Source organism: Luteibacter sp. (genome assembly GCF_051958795.1).
In the GTDB taxonomy this organism is placed as follows: domain Bacteria; phylum Pseudomonadota; class Gammaproteobacteria; order Xanthomonadales; family Rhodanobacteraceae; genus Luteibacter.
The window spans coordinates 1-19525 of record NZ_JBQCFT010000309.1; the positions used below are offsets into that span (position 1 = coordinate 1).

The 19525-nt window shown below is 64.0% G+C and carries 15 protein-coding genes; 5 read left to right on the plus strand and 10 right to left on the minus strand.

Annotated features, from left to right (window positions below):
• Positions 1-1088 (minus strand): FAD-dependent oxidoreductase (locus ACTHLF_RS15915; protein ID WP_440328479.1); only part of this gene is annotated, 1088 nt, incomplete at its 3' end.
• On the opposite strand from ACTHLF_RS15915, the gene ACTHLF_RS15920 reads away from it, so the two are divergent.
• Complete coding sequence (locus tag ACTHLF_RS15920) at positions 1066-1839, plus strand: TetR/AcrR family transcriptional regulator (protein ID WP_440328481.1); 774 nt, start codon at positions 1066-1068, stop codon at positions 1837-1839. The genes ACTHLF_RS15915 and ACTHLF_RS15920 overlap by 23 nt on opposite strands.
• Here the strand turns inward: ACTHLF_RS15920 and ACTHLF_RS15925 are convergent, their stop codons facing one another.
• Positions 1840-2628 (minus strand): SDR family oxidoreductase, encoded by a 789-nt coding sequence (locus tag ACTHLF_RS15925; RefSeq protein ID WP_440328483.1) that lies wholly within the window; start codon positions 2626-2628, stop codon positions 1840-1842.
• A 101-nt stretch (positions 2629-2729) separates the two neighbouring features.
• Between ACTHLF_RS15925 and ACTHLF_RS15930 the strand changes: the two genes are divergently transcribed.
• Positions 2730-3653, plus strand: a complete 924-nt coding sequence (locus ACTHLF_RS15930; RefSeq protein WP_440328484.1) for a LysR family transcriptional regulator — start codon at positions 2730-2732, stop codon at positions 3651-3653.
• A gap of 38 nt (positions 3654-3691) precedes the next feature.
• On the opposite strand, the gene ACTHLF_RS15935 is transcribed toward ACTHLF_RS15930, so the two are convergent.
• The gene (locus tag ACTHLF_RS15935) at positions 3692-4141 is read right to left on the minus strand and encodes a YybH family protein (RefSeq protein WP_440328486.1); all 450 of its coding nucleotides are present in this window, start codon (positions 4139-4141) and stop codon (positions 3692-3694) included.
• A 109-nt stretch (positions 4142-4250) separates the two neighbouring features.
• Here ACTHLF_RS15935 and ACTHLF_RS15940 point away from each other — a divergent pair, with 109 nt between their 5' ends.
• Positions 4251-6041, plus strand: coding sequence for a cation:proton antiporter (locus tag ACTHLF_RS15940; protein WP_440328488.1), 1791 nt, complete (start codon positions 4251-4253; stop codon positions 6039-6041).
• 68 nt (positions 6042-6109) lie between these two features.
• Here the strand turns inward: ACTHLF_RS15940 and ACTHLF_RS15945 are convergent, their stop codons facing one another.
• The 6 genes from ACTHLF_RS15945 to ACTHLF_RS15970 form a co-directional block, all read right to left on the minus strand.
• A complete protein-coding gene (locus ACTHLF_RS15945) occupies positions 6110-7072 on the minus strand; it encodes an alpha/beta fold hydrolase (RefSeq protein WP_440328490.1) in 963 nt (320 codons plus the stop codon).
• Between the two features lie 148 nt (positions 7073-7220).
• A complete protein-coding gene (locus ACTHLF_RS15950; protein WP_440328492.1) occupies positions 7221-7760 on the minus strand; it encodes an ester cyclase in 540 nt (179 codons plus the stop codon).
• A 103-nt stretch (positions 7761-7863) separates the two neighbouring features.
• Positions 7864-9453 (minus strand): tryptophan halogenase family protein, encoded by a 1590-nt coding sequence (locus ACTHLF_RS15955; RefSeq protein ID WP_440328494.1) that lies wholly within the window; start codon positions 9451-9453, stop codon positions 7864-7866.
• Between the two features lie 4 nt (positions 9454-9457).
• Positions 9458-11905 carry a TonB-dependent receptor gene (locus tag ACTHLF_RS15960; protein ID WP_440328496.1) on the minus strand — a complete coding sequence of 816 codons (2448 nt, stop codon included), beginning with the start codon at positions 11903-11905 and terminating at the stop codon, positions 9458-9460.
• A 306-nt stretch (positions 11906-12211) separates the two neighbouring features.
• Complete coding sequence (locus ACTHLF_RS15965; protein WP_440328504.1) at positions 12212-14710, minus strand: glycoside hydrolase family 3 N-terminal domain-containing protein; 2499 nt, start codon at positions 14708-14710, stop codon at positions 12212-12214.
• A 195-nt stretch (positions 14711-14905) separates the two neighbouring features.
• Positions 14906-15919 carry a LacI family DNA-binding transcriptional regulator gene (locus tag ACTHLF_RS15970; protein ID WP_440328498.1) on the minus strand — a complete coding sequence of 338 codons (1014 nt, stop codon included), beginning with the start codon at positions 15917-15919 and terminating at the stop codon, positions 14906-14908.
• Between the two features lie 292 nt (positions 15920-16211).
• Here ACTHLF_RS15970 and ACTHLF_RS15975 point away from each other — a divergent pair, with 292 nt between their 5' ends.
• Positions 16212-17645 carry an MFS transporter gene (locus ACTHLF_RS15975; protein WP_440328506.1) on the plus strand — a complete coding sequence of 478 codons (1434 nt, stop codon included), beginning with the start codon at positions 16212-16214 and terminating at the stop codon, positions 17643-17645.
• A gap of 33 nt (positions 17646-17678) precedes the next feature.
• Here ACTHLF_RS15975 and ACTHLF_RS15980 read toward each other — a convergent pair whose 3' ends face one another.
• Positions 17679-18011, minus strand: a complete 333-nt coding sequence (locus ACTHLF_RS15980) for a hypothetical protein (RefSeq protein ID WP_440328500.1) — start codon at positions 18009-18011, stop codon at positions 17679-17681.
• Between the two features lie 183 nt (positions 18012-18194).
• Between ACTHLF_RS15980 and ACTHLF_RS15985 the strand changes: the two genes are divergently transcribed.
• Entirely contained in the window at positions 18195-19415 is a 1221-nt protein-coding gene (locus ACTHLF_RS15985; protein ID WP_440328502.1) for a PQQ-dependent sugar dehydrogenase, read from the plus strand.
• Positions 19416-19525: the final 110 nt, after the last annotated feature.

Here is a 19525-nt window from a genome sequence, read left to right on the forward strand (position 1 = left end):
GCGGGATCCTCACTAGCAAGGATCTCGTAGAACCCGACACCCTGCCCGGCCGACTTCGCGCTGCGAACGAACATGGCATGTTCGAACTCTCGAAGCGCCTGTTCGACATCATTGGGATGAGCCGCGAGAGCCAGGCCCAACTCCGCGCCATCGAGCATGGCGAGGTTAGCGCCATCGCCGTTGGGTGCCGTTACGTGGGCGGCGTCGCCAATCAAAGTGACGCCGGGTACGCGCTCCCAGCGATGGTTGACAGGCAGCGCATGGAACAGCCTGAGAACGGGGGCGGTATCGCTGTCGGTGATGAGTGCGGTCAATGCAGGAGCCCACTCCTTGAACTCTTCCGCGACCCGATTTGCAGCCATGGCCGGATCAGCGAAGTCGACGCTCGTGAACCATTCTTTCGGCCGATCGAGCATGACGTATGCGTGCAGCGTGTCGCCCCGTTCGCGGTGCGCCATGATCGCCCTGCCCGTCGCGGGCGCTCCCATCGAGCCGCCGCCGACCGCCCGCGCTGTCGCCGGGTGCTTGCTGTCGGCGTTGAACAGGTAGGTCTCGATGCAACCGGTACCCGTGTACGTGGGTACGACGTCGGTGACCAGCGCGCGCACTTTCGACCAGGCCCCATCGGCGCCCACGAGCAGATCGGCATGTGTGGTCGTTCCGTCCACGAATCGCACTTCATGCCGACCATCGGCAAGCCGGCGTACGTCGCTGACGCGCCGATTCCACTGGACCGTGTCTTCCGGCAGCGACTCCAGCAGCATCTGGCGCAGCTCTCCCCGCTGTACCTCAGGGCGAGAACCTGTGCCGTCGTCTGGCTTATCGAACAGCACCCTGCCCTCCGGATCCAGAAGGCGGAACGCCTGCCGGCCCTCCAGGATCAGCGCCTCAAAGGCGTCCGTCAGGCCGGCCGCCGCGAGGGCGACCTGCCCATCCTCGGCGTGGATATCGAGCATGCCGCCCTGCATCCGGGCGGCGGGAGACGCATCTGCCTCGAAAACAGTGGCTCGAATGCCGTGAACGTGCAGGACTCTGGCCAGCACGAGCCCGCCAAGGCCTGCCCCGATGATCGTAACCGACGTTGTCATGCACGACTCCCAAGAATGGAACGACGATCCAGTGATGGCGAATTATTGGATCAGTGTTCCATTCGTGTCAACATGGCGCATGGCCAACAAAGCTCCCCGTGCCGAACGGCGCACCGAAGCCCTCTCTAGACTGCAGATCATCGAGGCCGCCATTGCGATCCTCGATAGCCAGGGCGAGGCTGCCCTTACGTTCCGCGCACTTGCGGCGCGTCTCTCAACCGGATTCGGGGCGATCTATTGGCACGTGGCCAATAAGGAAGCGCTGCTCGCGGCCGCCGCGGACCATATCGTGTCGGCTGCCGTGGAAACGACGCAGCTCACGGCCACCGAGCCCCGGGAGTTCATTCGCGCTGTTTCACTGGCGGTCTTCGACGCGTTTGACGCGCATCCATGGGTGGGCATCCAGCTTTCGCTCTCCCCCGGGCGCGTGGGCATGATGCAGGTGTTCGAAGCGATCGGCGGCAGCCTTGTCGCGCTAGGCATTCCTCAACAGGATCGCTTCGACGCCTGGTCGGCGCTGGTGAATTACATCTTTGGCGTCGCCACGCAGAACGCGGCCAACGCGCGCCGCGTCCACGAGGGAACGACTCGCGAAGGGCTTCTGACAGAAATCGCCGAAAGGTGGGGCGAGTTGGACGCTGAGCAGTATCCGTTCCTGCGTGAAATCGCCGGCCACCTTCCAGGGCACGACGATCGGCAGCAGTTCCTGGCGGGAATCGATCTCATCCTTGCTGGTTTGAATCCGCGTTGATTACAAGGTAGGAACAGTCCCGCCATCGATTCGATACTCGGCACCTGCAATCGAGGCTGACCGCGGAGAAGCGAGGAACGCGATCAGCTCAGCCACCTCCTGTGGCTTTGCGGGGCGGCCAACCGGAATGCCTCCAAGCCAATCCATGATGATCTGCTTCCCACCTTCGTAGTCGGTTCCCGCCTGTGCGGCCATGCGCTCGGCCAGGGCAACGGAAGCTTCGGTCTCTATCCAGCCCGGCGCGACGCTCAGCACACGGACGCCCTTTGGCGTCACCTCTCTCGCCAGCGACTTGCTGTAGGTGGTGAGCGCCGCCTTGGCCGCTGCGTAGGCCGTCGTGGACTCGGGCAGGGGCAGCACGCGCTGGATGGAGCTGACGTGGATGATGACACCCGCACCCTGGGCCAGCATCGATGGCAGCAGCGCGCGATCCAGGCGTACGGCCGGCATCAGGTTCAGGTTCAGCTCGGCGAACCAGTGCTCATCGCTGATCGCGGCGAAACCGCCACCAGGCGTCTGCGAACCACCGAGCACATTGATCAGGATGTCGATCCCACCCCAGGCCCCCAGGATGCTCTCGGCCAGGTGAGTCGTGCCGTCTGCCGTCGACAGATCGGCAGCCACGTAAGTAACTCCTTCCACAGGCTTCGCAGGCATGCTGCGCGCGGACGTCGCCACCCGGGCGCCTGCCTGGGTGAGGACTTCCACGACGGCAGCGCCCAGGCCCATCGTGCCGCCGGTGACAACGGCCCGCAGGCCATTCAGTTGAAGGTCGAAGCTCTTGCTCATGTCGTTCGGTCCATGGGGTCGGTATGACCTCAGGATGGCGGTCGGCATGAATTTAATTAATATCCTAGAATCGGGATGGGTTATGTAGGAAACAGGACATAATGCGCGGATCGGACTTTGCCGAACTGAAAGCGTTCGTTGCGGTTGTAGAGCGCAAGAGCTTCGCTCGCGCCGCGGAACACCTGGGCCTATCGCCTTCCGCGCTCAGCCAGACCATTCGGCATCTTGAAGAGCGCATCGGCGCCCGCCTCCTGAATCGAACGACACGTAGCGTTGCTCCTTCGGCAAGCGGGGAACTGCTCTACACACGTGTTGCTCCGCTTTTCCGGGAGATGGCTGCTGCCGTCGCCGAGGCCAGTGAAGCGACCGGTCAGATGAGCGGTACGATTCGCATCAACACGCTGGGAATCGCGGCAAGGACCCTTATCGCGCCGCGGTTGTCACGCTTCCACCAGGTCCACCCTAACGTGGTGCTCGATATCGTCGTCGACGACACGCTTGCCGATATCGTCTCTGGCCGCTTTGACGCCGGCATCCGCGTGGGTGGGCGGCTCGAGAAGGACATGGTTGCCGTCCGCCTCACTCCAGACATGGATATGGTTGCCGTGGCGTCCCCCGACTATCTCGCTCGGCGAGGTACACCCAGGTCACCCGCCGATTTGCAGGACCATGCATGCATCAACTGGCGGCTCCAGATGGACGGCAGGCCTTATCGCTGGGAGTTCAGGAAACGAGGGAAGTCACTCGAAGTTGAGGTGGACGGCCCCGTCGTCACCAATCACCCCGACATAGGCATTGCCGCTGCACTGAACGGGCTCGGTATTGCCTATTATTTCGAGCGCGATGCGGTGGGCGAGCTCATAGCCCAGGGACGATTGGTCCAGGTCCTCGCGGACTGCTCGATCTCGCGCCCAGGGCTGTTTCTCTACTATCCGAACAGGCAGCATCGCCCCGCCCTGCTCGGTTCATTCATCGACTGTCTGTTGGATCGAAAGCCGTTTGATCGGTTCGATAACGTGCCATAGAGGCTAAAGGTCACTATAGGGGCATGCAAAGGTCATGCTCACGAACTATGGTCGCTGTTTATCAACCAGCGTCCACTCACTTTGTGGAATAGCAGCGTCGAAAGGCCGGTCACCTCGGCGCCTGTATCCGGCTTCAGGTGGTAGCGGGCAATCGCATAGGCGTATTCACTCCCGAGGTTCTTGACGTCGAGCACTTCGAGCCTGAGCTTGCCAAGACTGGCGCCGGGCTTCTTATAGGTCGACGCATACATGGCTTCGATCGCGTCGTAGCCAACGACCATGCCACTGGCACCCACGAAGCGCGTGGCCGGCGAATGCTCATAGCACCCCATGAAGGTCTTCAGATCCCCCGCCGACCAGGCGGCTGCGCTCGCGTCGAGTGTCTGCTGGATGGCCTGGGCGGCCGGGACGGCTGGCGTTCCAGCCGAGACGCTGGCGACGAAGGCTACGGCGCTCAGCGCGCAGAAAAGAACGGACCTGGCTTTCATGGCACCCCCTATGGCTCCCCTGAACCGACAATATCCACGAGCCGCCTTCACAAAGCTACCGTTACGATCGTCGCCGCATCCGTTTCGGTGCATTGATTAGCAGGGTGTGATGGGTATCGAGCTTGGGATGCTGCTAACGCTGATGCTTGGCATCGGCTTTCTCTGCCAGTGGGTTGCCTGGCGCGTAAGGCTGCCTGCCATCCTTTTCCTGCTGTTGGTCGGCATCATCGCCGGTCCCGTCACTGGCAGCCTGCAGCCAGACCGCGTCCTGGGTGATCTTCTCTTTCCGGTCGTGTCCCTGGCCGTCGCCGTCATTCTCTTCGAAGGCAGCCTGACCCTCCGCTTTCATGAACTGAAGGGCATCGGCAAGGCCGTGCGCGGCCTGGTTACGTATGGGGCGATCCTGGCCCTTCTTATGCTGGCGGCGGCAGCGCATTTCATCGGAGGCCTTGGCTGGGAACTCTCGTTCCTGTTTGGAGCGTTGACCTGCGTGACCGGCCCGACGGTCATCGCGCCCATGCTGCGTACCGTCCGGCCCAATGCCCGTATTGCGAACGTGCTGCGCTGGGAGGGCATTGTCATCGACCCGATCGGTGCGCTGTTCGCCGTCCTCGTGTTTGAAGCCATTGTCTCGCATCGGGAGGGCCACTCCCTGGGAGTCTTCCTGGGCACCGTCGTCGCGGGCGCCGCCGTGGGTGGCGCTGCCGCCTGGATCCACGGCAACCTCCTCCGCCGCCACTGGATTCCGGAGTATCTCCAGAATTTCGGCACCCTCGCAGCTGTGCTGCTGACCTTCAGCCTCTCCAATAGTCTCGCGCACGAATCAGGGCTGTTGGCCGTGACGCTCATGGGTATCGCGTTGGGCAACATGAAGGACGTGCATATCGAAGACATCATGGATTTCAAGGAGCACCTGACGACCCTCCTGGTGTCCTCCCTGTTCATTCTTCTCGCTGCACGGCTCCCGTGGCCTTTGCCGGATGGCGCATTGTTCTCGGGCATTGCCATCTTCGCCCTTGCCCAGCTGCTCATCCGCCCACTTTCAGTGCTTGTATCAAGTATGGGAAGTGGCCTCACCTGGCGGGAGCGTGCACTCATCGGCTGGGTGGCCCCGCGAGGCATCGTCGCCGCCTCGGTCTCTGCGCTCTTCGCGCTGCGACTGGAGAAGACCGGCATGACCGGGGCCGACCGGCTCGTGCCGCTGGTCTTCCTGATGATTATCGGAACCGTGGTATTCCAGAGCGCGACGGCCCGCCCGCTCGCGCGATGGCTGCGGGTGGCCGAACCGGAGCCGGATGGCATCCTGGTCTACGGAGCCAATCGGGTGGCCCTGGAGATCGCCCGTGCGCTGCATGCGACAGGCGCGCTGCGCGTGGTGGTGGCAGACGACGACTGGCATGGCATCCGTACGGCCCGCATGGAAGGCATTCCCACCTTCTTCGGAAATCCCGTCTCCCAGGCAGCCGATCGCAACCTCGACCTGTCCGGCATCGGCCATTTGCTGGCCATGTCGACCCATCGCGAACTCAATTCCCTGGTGAGCGTCCATTATCGGGAGGAGTTCGGGCGGGATAAGGTGTTCCGTTTACGCAACCTGTCCCCTGAGGAAAGCCATGGGCGAGCCTCCCTCGCCGGCAGTCTCGTGGCCCCTGCCCTATTTTCCGAGGACATGACCCATGCCCGCTTTGACGACCTGCTGCAGGACGGGTGGCGGATTGCCACCACGCGGCTGACTGAGACCTTTGACTGGGACGCGCTGGTTGCGCAGAACGAAAGCCATGCGATTCTGCTTTTCGCGATCGATCCACGTGGTGTTTTGCGAGTAGCGACGGGACGGGGCCCGCTCGATCCGCGTCCGGGCTGGACCGTCATGGCGCTGGTGCCGGCTCGCCCAACATGATCCAGCTTTTGTTTGAGCACCCTAGCCAATGGGCGGGGCGTGGCTTGGCCACCCGCGCCTTGGCCGGATTAGTTAGTCGTCGCCCCAGTCACGGTTTGCCCATCGATAAATTCTCGGATGGCGTGAATCGTGACGGTCGGGGCCTCCTCCATCAGCCAATGCCCCGACCCGGCCACGACCAGGCCAGTGACGTGATCCGCTGCGTTGCGCATGACGATAGCTTCGTTTTCACCAAACGACTTCTCGCCGCCGATCGCAAGCACCGGCATGGTCAGCTTGTGCGTGCCGGCATCCTTGTTATCGACGGCATCGGTACGAATGGCGCGGAACTGTGCGAATGCCGAGTGCATGGCGCCCGGCTGGGCGTAGAGCGCCGCGTAGTGCTGGCGGGTGCCTTCGTCGATCCTGGCGGGCGTGCCGGCGAATTCGTTCCAGAAGCGATCGAGATAAATGCGCTCGCGTCCCGCGACCAGACGCTCCATATCGGGACCACCGAAATCGAAGTGCCACAGCAGAGGCGAGCGGACGATGTCGTTCCACGGCGGGATGCCCGGTACCGGCGCGTCCATCACCACAAGTTTGGTCGTCTTGTCGGGGTAGCGCGCCGCATACGCGTACGCAACCATTGTACCGATGTCGTGACCAACCACCACGGCGTTATCGACGCCCAGCTTCGTTAGCACCGCGCGGACATCGGCAGCCTGGTTCTTTTTGTCATAGCCTCCATCGGGGTGGGACGAGAGACCCATGCCACGAAGGTCAGGGATGACCACCGTGTGGTCTCGTGCCAGGTCGATGGCAAGTGGCGCCCACATGTCGCCGGTATCGCCGAAACCGTGCAGAAGGACGACGCCGGGGCCGTGGCCGCCGACACGGACATGGATGGTGGCGCCATTGACAGGGATGTCTTCGGTATGGAACGACGCAGGCAGCGGGGTCACATCGGCCAGGGCGGGTGCACTAACGCCGGCAAGCAAGACGGCGGCGGCAAGGAACCGGGCCATGGATCGCGGGGCGAACAAACGTACCATCGAAGCATCTCCTGTCAGGGGGCGCCGGAACAGCGCCTTCGAATGGAGAATACGCGTTTGCCGCCAACCTACGTTCGGCGTGTTGGGTGCAGACGTTCGATAGCGTCGAACGTCTTCCCTTCCCGCTCCATCTACTCGTCAACAGACTTCAATGCTTGATGGCACCCAGCTGATTGAGCAGGGTGAGGTTGTCCTCGAGGTGCCAGTTGTCTGTTATGCGGCCATCGGCCATGCGGTAGATATCCGTGGCGATGAAATCCACCGCTTGCCCGTGTCCCTGAATCCCCTGGAAGGTGCCGGTGAAATGCCCGGTGAAATGGAGATGCGACACGACGCGGTCACCGACCAGCAGCATCTGTTCAACCTGGCAGGTGAGGTCGGGCACCGCCGCGCGGAACGCACGCGATGCGGCCAGCGGACCTTCCACACCCTGAGCTCGCCCCGGCGGCAGCGTGCGGTCGACGAACTGGGGCGACAATGCGGCCCGGGCCAGCGACTCATCGCCGTTGTTCCAGAAGCTGTCGTAGCGGCGCGCGGCAAGCTCATTGGCCTGCGCCGTCGCCTTCGGCAGGCTGTGGTCAGCGATAACCACCTTCGGGGTCACCAGCGCCTGGTCCTGCGCAGGCGCGGCAAAGGCAGCGAAGGGAGCGGAAAGCAGCACGGCACAAACGAGTTGCGGCAACTTCATGATATCGACTCCCGGGCTGATCGATGGGCCGGCCGCCAATGGCAACCTTCCGTAGACGATAGCCCGCTGTGCCGGGCGAAACATCATACGAAGGTGGTAGGTGTCAGTGGCCTACAGCCCGAATGCCAGATCCCGAAACGCGCCCCACATGCTCCCCGCACAACTGCTCCACCAGCGTCCGGTGATCCGGCAGATCCGCGAGCGCCCGGATCGCCGCTTGCTGGATCATCGCGAACTCTTCCCTCGCGATCTCCATGTGCGGGTAAGCGCTGCGCATGGGCTCGAGGTCGGTATGGAACTCCATCCCGTAAAGGATGTACTGCCAGCTGCACGGCATGAACATCTCCAGGTCGGTGATGAAATCCAGGCGGTGCGGTGGCCGATGCTTCCACTTCGCCAGCTTGTCCTGCAACGTAGGCGGAATGCTCGCGGCGTCGCTGTTTTCGATCCAGAACGCGGAATCGCGACGCTGGCTCAGGCAGTAATGCATCTTGATGAAGTCGATGATGCGGTCGTAGCGCGCGACCATCATGTCGTTGAAGTGACGCGCAGCGCCTTCCATGTCATGTGTGTCGCCCGGCAGAAGGTGCGTCAGCAGGTACGTTGCCAGTTCGATCAGGGCGATGCCGGTGGATTCCAGCGGCTCGACGAAGCCGCCAGCCAGCCCCACCGCCACGCAGTTCTTGCGCCAGTGTTCCGGCCGGTAGCCGGTCTCGAACTTGATGTGCATGGCCCTGGCGTCCTTCCCGGCCTTGCCCAGGTATTCGCGGAATACCGTTTCGGCCCGGTCGTCGTCGGCATGTCGCGACGAGTACACATAGCCCACCCCACGCCGCTTCTGCAGGCCGATGTCCCAGATCCAGCCCGCCTCCTGGGCGGTGGAGATCGTGTACGACGGGATCGGCGCATCGGGCGTGTCGTATGGTACCTGCATGGCGACCGCGCGATCCGCGAAGAGCACGTCCGCGCGGCTGCGGAAGGGAGACTGCATGGTGTTGCCGATCAGCAATCCGCGCAGGCCGGTGCAATCCACATAGAGATCGGCGATGAACTCGCCCTTCTCCTTCGTGACCACGCGTGCGATGGCTCCGTGTTCGTCGAGCTCGGCGCGCTCCACCGTGGCGACATGCCTCACGACGCCTAGCGTCTCCTGGCCGTGCTCCGCCAACACCCGTGCGAAGCACGCGGCATCGAAATGGAAGGCGTGGTTCATCGGGCCCTGGTAGTCGCCGTCCTTCACGCGCTTCGGAGCTCGGAAACCATCCACAACCGTCCCCTGCATCGACACCGCATCGGCGAACGCCATGCCGGGTGCGGCGGCACCGAGCAGCCAGTACGGTAGTAGCTCGGGGCCACCGGGCCGTTGGCTGGGGGCATTGAACGGATGGAAGAAGTGGGCGGCCCCCGGCGTGCCAGGTGGCCGCACCCAGTGGCGGTAGTGGATCCCCTGTTTGTACGTGGCGGTAGCACCGACCAGGAAACGGCGCTCATCGAGTCCGATCGCCGCCAGCGTGCCGCGGATGGAAGGAAACGTCGCCTCCCCCACCCCGAGCAGGCCGATGTCCGGAGACTCCAGCAGATGCACCTGGACGCTGAGCGGATCGATGGCGCGGACGGCCTTGGCGAGGTAGCACGCCGCCAACCAGCCTGCCGTACCGCCGCCCACGACCAGGATCTTCTTCAGGCGTGCCATGGTGTCAGAGCCACACGCCCAGCTGGATACCGTAGGTGCGTGGCGCGAGGTACTGCGACACGTACTGTAGCGAGCCGTCCGACATCAGGAAGCGGCCGGCGCTGGTCCGGATCTTCCCGTTCGAGACGTTCTGCACGTAGCCATTGACCCACCACTTGTCGCCCGGCTCGCTGTACCGTAGTGCCACGTCCCCACGCGTGTATGCCTTCTGCCGGTCACCCGAGCCCAGGTTGAAGTAGCTCAGCCACTGTGCGCTCTGGTATTGCGCGCTGAGGCGAGGCGTCAGGCGTCCGCCGTTACCAAGCTGGAAATCGTGCTCATAGATGGCCGTGAGCGAGAAGTTCGGTGCATGCGGCAGGTCATTGCCGGTGACGTTCGCGCAATTGGCGAGGTTGGATTCCGGCGGGCATGCGGGCAGGCCCTGGTAGTCGTTGGAGCCGGCGTAGACGAGCTTGCCGAGCTCCTTTTTTGGGATGGCCGAGAAGATCAGGTTGAAGCGATCGCCCTTCTGCTGGTACGCCAGTTCCGATTCGATGCCGAAGACCTTGGTGCTGCCGCCCACGTTGGAGAAGCCCAGGCCGTGGTTGCCATCGGGATACACGATGGGCGCAGAGAGCTGGAAGTTCTTGAAGTTCTCGTAGTAGACGGCCGAGTTCCAGGTCAGGTGGCCCTCGAGGAAGACGAACTTGCTGCCGACCTCGTAGTTGGTCAGTGTCTCGGGTTTGTACAGCGTGCCGGCATCCTGCGTGCCGCCCGACTTGTAGCCGGTGGAAACGCTGGCGTAGAGCAGCCCGTTCTCACTGACATCGGTATCCAGCCGGACCAGCCACGTAGGCTTGCCCTTGCTGTATTTGGCGGTGTTCCGCTGCGAGATGCTGAAGCCATTCGACGGATCCGGATAGACGTCCGGGGAGATCGGCACCTGCGGCACGGCCGGGTCATACGCCCAGCCCCAGTTGATGCCGCCCTTGTTCTCCTTGTCGTCATGAGACCAGCGCGCGCCGCCGGTAAGGCGCCAGTGATCGCTGAGATGCCAGGTGGCCTGGCCGAACAAGGCATACGATTCGACCGTCTCCTTCGGCTGGATGAACGATCCCTGCCAGCTCACCGTGCCGTAGCGCGTGCCGTTCATGATGGGAATGTCGAAGCGGATGCTGTTGTCTTCGTAGCCGTAGTACGCACCGAGGATCCAGTCCACGGTCTGCGGACCGGTGGATTTCAGGTTGATCTCCTGGCTCCAGTTCGTGTACGTGGAGCTGTTGGTACGATCGTCCTGGTACACGCCGTTGGTCGTGAAGCTGGTCGGTACGCTGACGCCCACATCCTGGTCGAAATCGCTCTGGCCGGAGTAGTGGTTGTAACCGGCGATGTAGCTGAGCTGCATCCCGTCATTGATGTTCCAGTCCATGCGGCTGCGCACCGTGCTTGAGGTGCGGTGCAGGTACGGCGCGGTATCGATCAGCGCCGACCAGAACTTCTGCCCGTCGCGTGGCGTCTGCATGAGGCTCATGCTGGGCGTGCCGCGGTCGATGAAGTACTCGTACGACAGGTTCCACTTGAACGCATCGCTGGGCTGCCACAGCGCGCTGACGCGCGCGGCCGACTGGTCCTGCGCGTTGTACTTGTCGCCGCCCTGCACGTACTGGCCCGGATCGATGGGCTTGAAACCGGCCAGGGTTCCACCGGAAGCCGGCGAAGCGAGATAGGCCGCCTGCTGGTCGGCGAGGCTGGGCAGCTGACCCGAGGGTTTCTGATAATCGACATAGCCGTCGTGCTGCTCATGAACCACGGCGACACGCATCGCGAAGGTATCGCTGATGGGCAGGTTGAAGGCGGCGCGCGAGCCGAATTGGTGATAGTTACCCGCACCCAGCTGCGCATTGCCGTAGAAGCCCGCGCCGATCTCCGGCTTGGCGGTCTGGAAGCTGATCGCGCCCGCGGTCGAGTTGCGGCCCCACAGCGTGCCCTGCGGGCCACGCAGGATTTCGACGCCATCCATGTCCAGCAGCAAGCCCGATGCCGCCTCGGCGCGTGGTGCATAGATGCCGTCGACGAACGTGGCGACTTCGGGATCGGCGTACTCGGTCTTGGCGCTGTCGTTGCCGATGCCGCGCAGCGTGAGCGTTACGACGCCGTGGTCGCCCTGCGAGGTGCCCTGCAGGCCCGGGACCAGTTTGGTCAGGTCCTGCACCGTCATGACCCGCTCCCTGTCGAGCGTGTCCACGGCGATCGCCGTTACCGCGACGGGCGTCTTCTGCAGCGGCGTATCGCGCTTGGTGGCGGACACGGAGATGGCATCCAGGTTCTGGACCTTTTTGTCCGCCTTATCGGCGGCTTGCTGGTTGCTGGATGACGGCGCTTGCGCCGTTGTGTCCTGGTCCGCCGCGAGCAGCGTGCCGGGAGCGAATGCGAGCGATACGGCGACATACATCAGCTTGTGACGCAGATTCATCTGGCTCTCCCTCGATCACCTGGATCTGTGCGGCCTGTCGTGCGCGACGGCCATGGCAAGACTTCCCCATCCCCGGCGCCGCCCCTGTCGTAATGACAGCGCTGTCATTTGTCGATCATAGAACTCTGTTGCCGGGAAAGCTTGCCGCAGGGCAGCAAGCTTTCCGTGTCGTCCCAATCCGTTCCCATAGCGCTCTGGGGCGACCTTCCAACCCTTCACTACGCTGCCAATGTTGCAGGGCCAATGGACGTCTGGGCGCCCAGACCGTTCATCCGGTACGTGCCGCAGTGAGATAGCGGAACCACGTCACGGTTTGCCGCCATGCGCCGGGCAATCAAGCGTACGATCCACCACGGTGCCCAACGACACATCCGTAATCGCGATCTGCGCCGCGGAATGGCTGGCCCATTCGAAAGGCCGCTCGACCTTGCTCATGTTCGCGCCGGCGTCGCGGAAGCACTTCAACGGGATCCCCACGCGCAACCACTGTCCACGCGGCAAGGCTGCGAGTTGATTGCCGACCGGTACAACGCCCATGCAGCCGCTACCGCAGCCAACGCCAATGGTCGATGTATCGTCCGCCGAAACCTGGCCCACCTTTAGAGTCGTAACCAGGAGCACGTCGCCATTGGTCTCACGATCCACATCGAGCGGCGCAGGCGCCACCAGTGCGATGCTCGAAGCCGCGCTGCCGGCACCGGACCAGTTGAGGCTACGTGCATCCTCCTGCGCCTTGTAATCGAGCGCGCTGATACGAAGACTGCCATCAGCAGTGGCGGCCGGCGTCGCAGTCACCTGCGTGGCTGCGCCATTGGCGCCAATGAGGCTCACTGCGAAATCGTGAGCCGGCTTGCCCCTCGTGAAGTAGACGCCCGCTTGCGCGGAACTGAGTTCGACGCCGGGGTCCTCGGGCAGCGGCTGGGTCGGCTTCGTGGTGGCGTACGTCAGCCCGAAGCCGTAGGGGAACTGCGGTCGATCGCCCTGGGCAATGGCGCCGGTGACCTGCAGCGCGTTGCGCGGCCACGTATAGGCAAGCTTGCCGTGGAAGTCGTATGCGACGCGGCCGTCGCGAGTGCGTAGCAGGACATCGGCAATGCCCTCCCCTTCGCTGCCCGGGAGCCACGCCACGACGAACGCATCGGCGGCGTTGATCTCGCGATTCATCCACAGCGGCCGGCCTGTCAGGAACACCGCCACCACGGGTATGCCCTGCCCACGAAGCTTGCGGAGCAGATCGAGGTCGCGATCGTTGCCCGGGCGGTAGGCGAGGTTCGGCAAGTCGCCCTGGAACTCAGCGTATGGGTCTTCGCCGAACACTACGATGGCGACGTCGGGTTTCTGCGTGTAGTCGCCTTCCGGGGCGAGTTCGGCGTGGCCACCGGCGGTTTCAATCTGGCCGCGCAGGCCAGCCCATATGGAGGTCGCACCCGGGAAATTGGCATTGGTAAGGCCTGTTCCCTGCCATCCCAGCGTCCATCCGCCGTTCTGCCTGGAGATGTTGTCGGCGCCATCGCCGGCGACCAGCACGCGCTTGCGCGGATCGATAGGCAGGACGCTGCCGTTGTTCTTCAGCAGGACGAGCGATTCGCGTACGGCGCGACGAGCCACCGCACGGTGCGAGGGACTTCCGACCACTTCCGCTGATCGCACCGCCAGTGCGTTGGCTGAAGGCAGCCCGGCTTCGAACATACCCAGGCGCAGCTTGACGCGCAGGATGCGGGTGACAGCATCGTCCACGCGGCTTATCGGGATCAGGCCGGCTTTCACCTGGGCCAGGGTGTTCTTATAGAGCCCTTTCCACGAGTCGGGCGCCTCGAGCATGTCGAGTCCGGCGTTGTACGCAGTAGCACAGCTCTCGTTGGTGCAGCCCGGCACCTGGCCGTGGGCGTTCCAGTCACCCAGCACGATCCCATCGAAGCCCATGCGTTCCTTCAGGACACCGCTGATCAGCGACGTGTTGCCCGCCATCTTGACCCCGTTCCAACTGGAGAACGAGACCATGACCACCTGCACGCCAGCGTTGATCGCGGGCGGATAGCCTGCCCCATGGATGTCGCGGAGCGTGGCCTCGCTGATCCGGGCATCGCCCTGGTCCTTGCCCTCGTGGGTGCCGCCATCGCCTAGGAAGTGCTTGGCGGTAGCGATGACATGGGCGGCGTCGAGGAACTGCGGCGTGCCTGGCTTGCCTTCCAGGCCGCCGATCACCGCCGCGGCGTACTTAGCGACCAGCGCCGGGTCCTGCGAATAGCCTTCATAGGCGCGGCCCCAGCGCACGTCCTGCGGCACGGTGAGCGTGGGCGCGAAGGTCCAGCTGATGCCGCTTGCGCGCAGCTCTCTTGCGGTGACCTCGCCGATCTCGTGGATCAACGCAGGATCACGCGTCGCGCCCAGCGCGGAGTTCTGCGGAAAAAGCGTGCTACCGACGAGGTTGTTGTGCCCATGCACGGCGTCGATGCCGAAGAGCACGGGAATGGCCAGCCGTCCCTTCGAACTATCCATGGATGCGCGGTAGAACGCGTCCGACAGCGCCTGCCAGTGCGATGCATCCGGGAACGGATGCCCCGGCGGCTTCGAGTTACCGCCGGCAAGCACCGAGCCCAGCCGGTACTCGCGGACGTCCTCGGGCGTGACGCTCTTGATGTCGGCCTGGATCATCTGGCCGACCTTGTCTTCGACGGACATCTTCGCGAGCAGATCGCGGATCCGAGACTCGATTGCGGGATCGCGTGGCAACGGCGACGCGGCTTTGGGCCACGAGGCCGGGTTTGCAGTGGCCATGTCGTCTGCCGTGGCTGGAGCGGTCATGAGCAAGGGGCCGGCCATCGCCAGCGCCACGGGAATCCTTCGCGAAAACAAGCCCGACGACTGCAGCAATGGCACGGCAAGGCTCCTTGCGTGCGCACCCATGGCACGCTTCCGGACCGGATACTGGCACGAATGACAGCGCTGTCAATTTGCTATGCAGCATAGCCATGGCCGCGCCCGGCCGGGTTTGGTGTTTCAGGGGGCGGCTGCGGTCGAGCCGCGAACCTGCAGGGAGAAAGGTATCTGCACCAGCCGCCCGGTGCCCTGCCCGCGCAGGTCGGTCAGCAGTTGCTCCGCGGCGATCTTGCCCATCTCGCGGCTGGGCTGCTGGATGGTGGTGAGCGCCGGCCAGAGCTGGCGTGAGAGCGGCGTATCGTCGAAACCACAGACCGATACGTCGTTGGGCACCTTCAGGCCGTACTCGCCTGCCGCCCACATGACGCCGGTGGCCATGTCGTCGTTGGCGGCGAAGACTGCCGTCGGCCGCTTCCGCAAGGAGAACAGCTGCCGCGCCGCCTCCACGCCCGAGGCAAAGGTAAACGCGCCTTGCACCACCAACGCCGGATCCTCGCGGAGGCCGGCGGCCTCCATCGCTTCGCGGTACCCCGCCAGTCGCCAGCGGCTGGCACCGTGGTTCGCAATGCCGATGACGTGGGCGATGCGCCGGTGGCCCAGGCCGATGAGGTGCTCGACCATCGCGCGTGCCGCGCGCTGCTCGTCCATCGTGACGCCCAGGGTCTTGCCGCGCCGCATGGGCGACACACTGGCGTACGGCACGTTGAGTTCGCGCAGACGCTTCAACAGCGGCGCGTAGTCGGTGATGGGTGGGGTGAGCACCACGCCATCGGGATGGTGGTCGGAGATCAGGGCATCGACACGCCGGATGAAGTCGCTGTCTCGCATGCGCAGCGGGCGCAGCATCATGCTGTAGCGCTGTGCGTCGCAGGCCTCGAGCACCCCGTCCTGGATCTCGGCCAGGTAGGTCGATGCCGGGTTGTCGTTGTTGTCGTACAGCATCGCGATCACGAACGAACGATTGCCCGCCAGGCTGCGCGCCGAGGGGTTCGGGCGGTAATCCATCGCCTCCATGGCGGCACGCACGCGCCCGCGCGTGGCATCGGTGACGTTGGCCTCGTCATTGAGTACGCGTGACACCGTCTTGGGCGAGACACCCGCCTTACGCGCCACATCTTCAAGGCGTACCCGCATGGATTCTCCGCTGTGCTTGCACTGTCCAATGACTATGCCGTCAGGATCGTCCGCTTTTCAAGCGCGGCCTCCGGTGCCGATGCTGCAATTGCAGCATGCGGGATCCGCTCCGGCGTGACATAACTGCGCGTGGAGGAGGAACCCATGAGCTGCATCAACCCCCGCGCGGGCCAGCCACGTGCGCGCTGAGCGTGTCCCTGACGGGTGTAGCTACCCCGTACGGGATGGCGCCGAACCGACGCAGGCACCGGTGACGAGGCGTTCCACGCTCTCGTTCTGGCAGATCTGGAACATGTGCTTCGGCTTCCTTGGCCTCCAGTTCGGCCTGGCGCTGCAGAACGCGAACGTCAGCCGGATCTTCCAGACTCTTGGCGCGGACTTGAACGACATCCCTGCCCTGTGGATCGCCGCGCCGCTGACGGGGCTCATCGTCCAGCCGATTGTCGGGCACTACTCCGACCGCACCTGGAACCGGCTCGGTCGACGCCGGCCGTACTTTCTTGCCGGCGCCGTGTTCGCCTCGCTCGCCCTGCTGTGGATGCCGAACACGCCGGAGCTGTGGATGGCGGCCGGGCTGCTCTGGATCCTGGATGCCTCGATCAATGTCTCGATGGAGCCATTCCGTGCCCTGGTCGGTGACCAGTTGCCGACGCAACAGAGCCCGGCTGGTTTTGCGATGCAAAGTTTCTTCATCGGCGCCGGTGCGGTGGTTGCCTCGTTGTTGCCGTGGGGTCTGGCACGCCTCGGCGTCGCCAACGTGGCAGCCGACGGTGGCATCCCGGACACAGTGAAGTACGCCTTTTACGTGGGCGGCGCGGTACTCCTTGGCGCGGTGCTGTGGACCATGTTTACCACTCGCGAGTACACGCCGGCGCAGCTACGTTCGTTCGCCGATGCCGTGCCCGAGCGACCGCCAGTCGACGTGTCGCGAGCCGTTATGCCTGGATGCGTGCTCATGCTGGCCGGTGCCGTGGTGCTGTGCGCGATCCGGTATTTTTCGCTGGAGAAAGAGGTCTACCTGCTTGCCGGCGGACTGATCGCGTTCGGCCTGCTATTGACCTGGCTGAGCCGCACGAGCAGCCGCGGAATGCTGCGCGAGGTGATTGGCGATCTCTACGGCATGCCTGAGGCGATGCGCCGGATGGCCGGTGTGCAGCTGTTCTCGTGGTTTGCACTGTTCGGCATGTGGATCTACGCGACGGCAGGTGTGACACAGACGATTTATGGCACGTCCGACACGGGCTCCGCGCTCTATAACGAAGGGGCCAACTGGGTTGGCGTGCTGTTCGCCGCCTACAATGGCTTCGGCGCGTTGGCGGCCGTCGTCATCCCGCTGATGGTTCGCCGGTGGGGGTTGCGCATGAGCCACCTCGTGAACCTGTGCCTCGGCGGCGCCGGCCTGCTCTCGTTCCTGTACATCCGCGAGCCACGGTGGCTGCTGGCTTCCATGGTAGGCGTCGGCTTTGCGTGGGCTTCGATTCTCTCGCTGCCATACGCGCTGCTTTCCGATCATCTGCCCACGGCGAAGATGGGCGTATACATGGGGATCTTCAATTTCTTCATCGTGATTCCGCAGGTACTCGCCGCAAGCATTCTGGGGATGTTGCTGCGGTTGTGCTTCCACAACCAGCCGATCTGGGCGCTTGGGCTAGGTGGGGTTAGCCTGCTTGTTGCGGGGGTGTGTACGCTTTATGTGCCTGAGCCGGTCAGGCGGCGAATGGCATAGGCAACGTCACATATGCCGTAGCCATTGCCGTTCCTAAAGCATTACAGAAACACTCGTCGTCGCCTGCTTCTGCAAGTCATAGCTGCACCTGAAGGTGAAGTCATGCGCCGCCCCTGCAGTTCCACTAAACGTCCCCTTCCCGGAAACATCCGTCCTCGTCGAGCCCGCTGATGAAGCATCCGCATCGGTGACCTGTACGTTCCCCGCCATCGGTTGCCGCGAGCGGACCTCGGTAGCGACGCTGTCACGGCAAGCGCTGACAGCAAACGGATCAGTGGACCGCTGGTTCCTGACATCGTCGAACGACGATTGGCCCCAGGCCGTGGCCGGTAAGACGGCCAGGATCGCAAAGCTGCGCAGGTTCATGGAGGCGTCCTCCAGGCAGAGACCCGAGGGTTCGCCCCGCTCGGTGGAGGTCTTGTCACCGTTTTGTGCAGGCCCCGACACCCGGCAGCCACCCTGCCCACGCGCCTAAAGAATCCGTCACACCCAAGCCTCTTTCCGGGCGCTAGGATGTGGCGGTTAACTCCGACGCAAGGAAACGTGCCCATGAAGAAGCTGGCCAACGGCATCGTGCTCGCAGCCCTGGTAGCCAATGCCGCCCACGCGCAGACCAACGCAGGGGATCAGAAGTCCGATCCCGACCTGCCCTTCAACGTGACGCAGGTCGCCACGTTCGACCTGCCCTGGCGCATCGCCTTCCTGCCCGATAGCCGCATGCTGATCTCCGAGAAGGTGGGCCGCCTGCAGCTGGTGACCCCGCAGGGCGCCAAGACCGAGGTCCAGGGCGTGCCGCCGGTCGATTTCGGAGGGCAGAACGGCATGCTGGGCGTTTACCTTTCGCCCCACTACGCCCGCGATCACAACGTGTACCTGACCTATGTGGCGCCCGGTGATTACGGCGGCGGCCTGGCGTTGGGCCGGGGCCAGCTCGTCATGGAAGGCAATCAGGCGAAACTCGAGAACTTCGAAGTGCTGTGGCGCCAGTTGCCCACCGGTAAAGGCGGCCAGGCCGGCGCCGCGATCGCTTTCTCGCCCGACGGAAAGTACCTCTTCCTCACCGTCGGTGATCGCCAGCGCTTCACCCCCGCGCAGGATCCCGATCAGACCCTGGGCAAGATCCTTCGCCTGACCCTGGACGGCAAGCCCGCGCCGGGCAACCCCGGAGCCGGCAAGGAAGGCGCCCGCACGGTGCCGTTGATCGATCCGGCGAAGAACACCGAGGCGGCCAAGACGGCCCCTGTCGTCAGCACCTACACGTTCCCGGGCCCGAACCTCGCACCGGCCGAAATCTGGGCCACCGGCTTCCGCACCCCGTACGGTCTCGCCTTCGGTCCGGATGGAAAGTTGTGGGAACTCGAGCACGGCCCGCGCGGCGGTGACGAACTGAATCTCGTCGAGCGCGGCAAGAATTACGGCTGGCCGCTGGTTTCGTACGGCATGAACTACGACGGCGTGCCCATCCCCAGCCCCGACACCCGCCCGGATCTGGTGAAACCGGTGATTTACTGGGTGCCAGTGATCGCGCCGGGCAATCTCATGTTCTACAAGGGCACGCTGTTCCCGAAGTGGAAGGGCAGCGCCTTGGTCAGCGGCCTCGTCAGCATGGGGCTCATCCGCGTCACGTTCGATGGCAAGGGTGGCGCCACCGCGGTCCAGCGCTGGGACCTCGGCAAGCGTATCCGCGATGTCGAGGAAGCGCCGGATGGCTCGCTGTGGATCCTGCAGGATGCGCAGCCGGGTGGCCTGTTCCACCTGACGCCGAAGTAAGCCGGGCAAGCTCCAGCGCGTGTGGCCACGTTGCGTGGCCACACGCGGCTCCAAGACGCAGCGTCGCGCCAGATCGAAACTCGACGCATGAGCGATGAGCAGGCCATCCG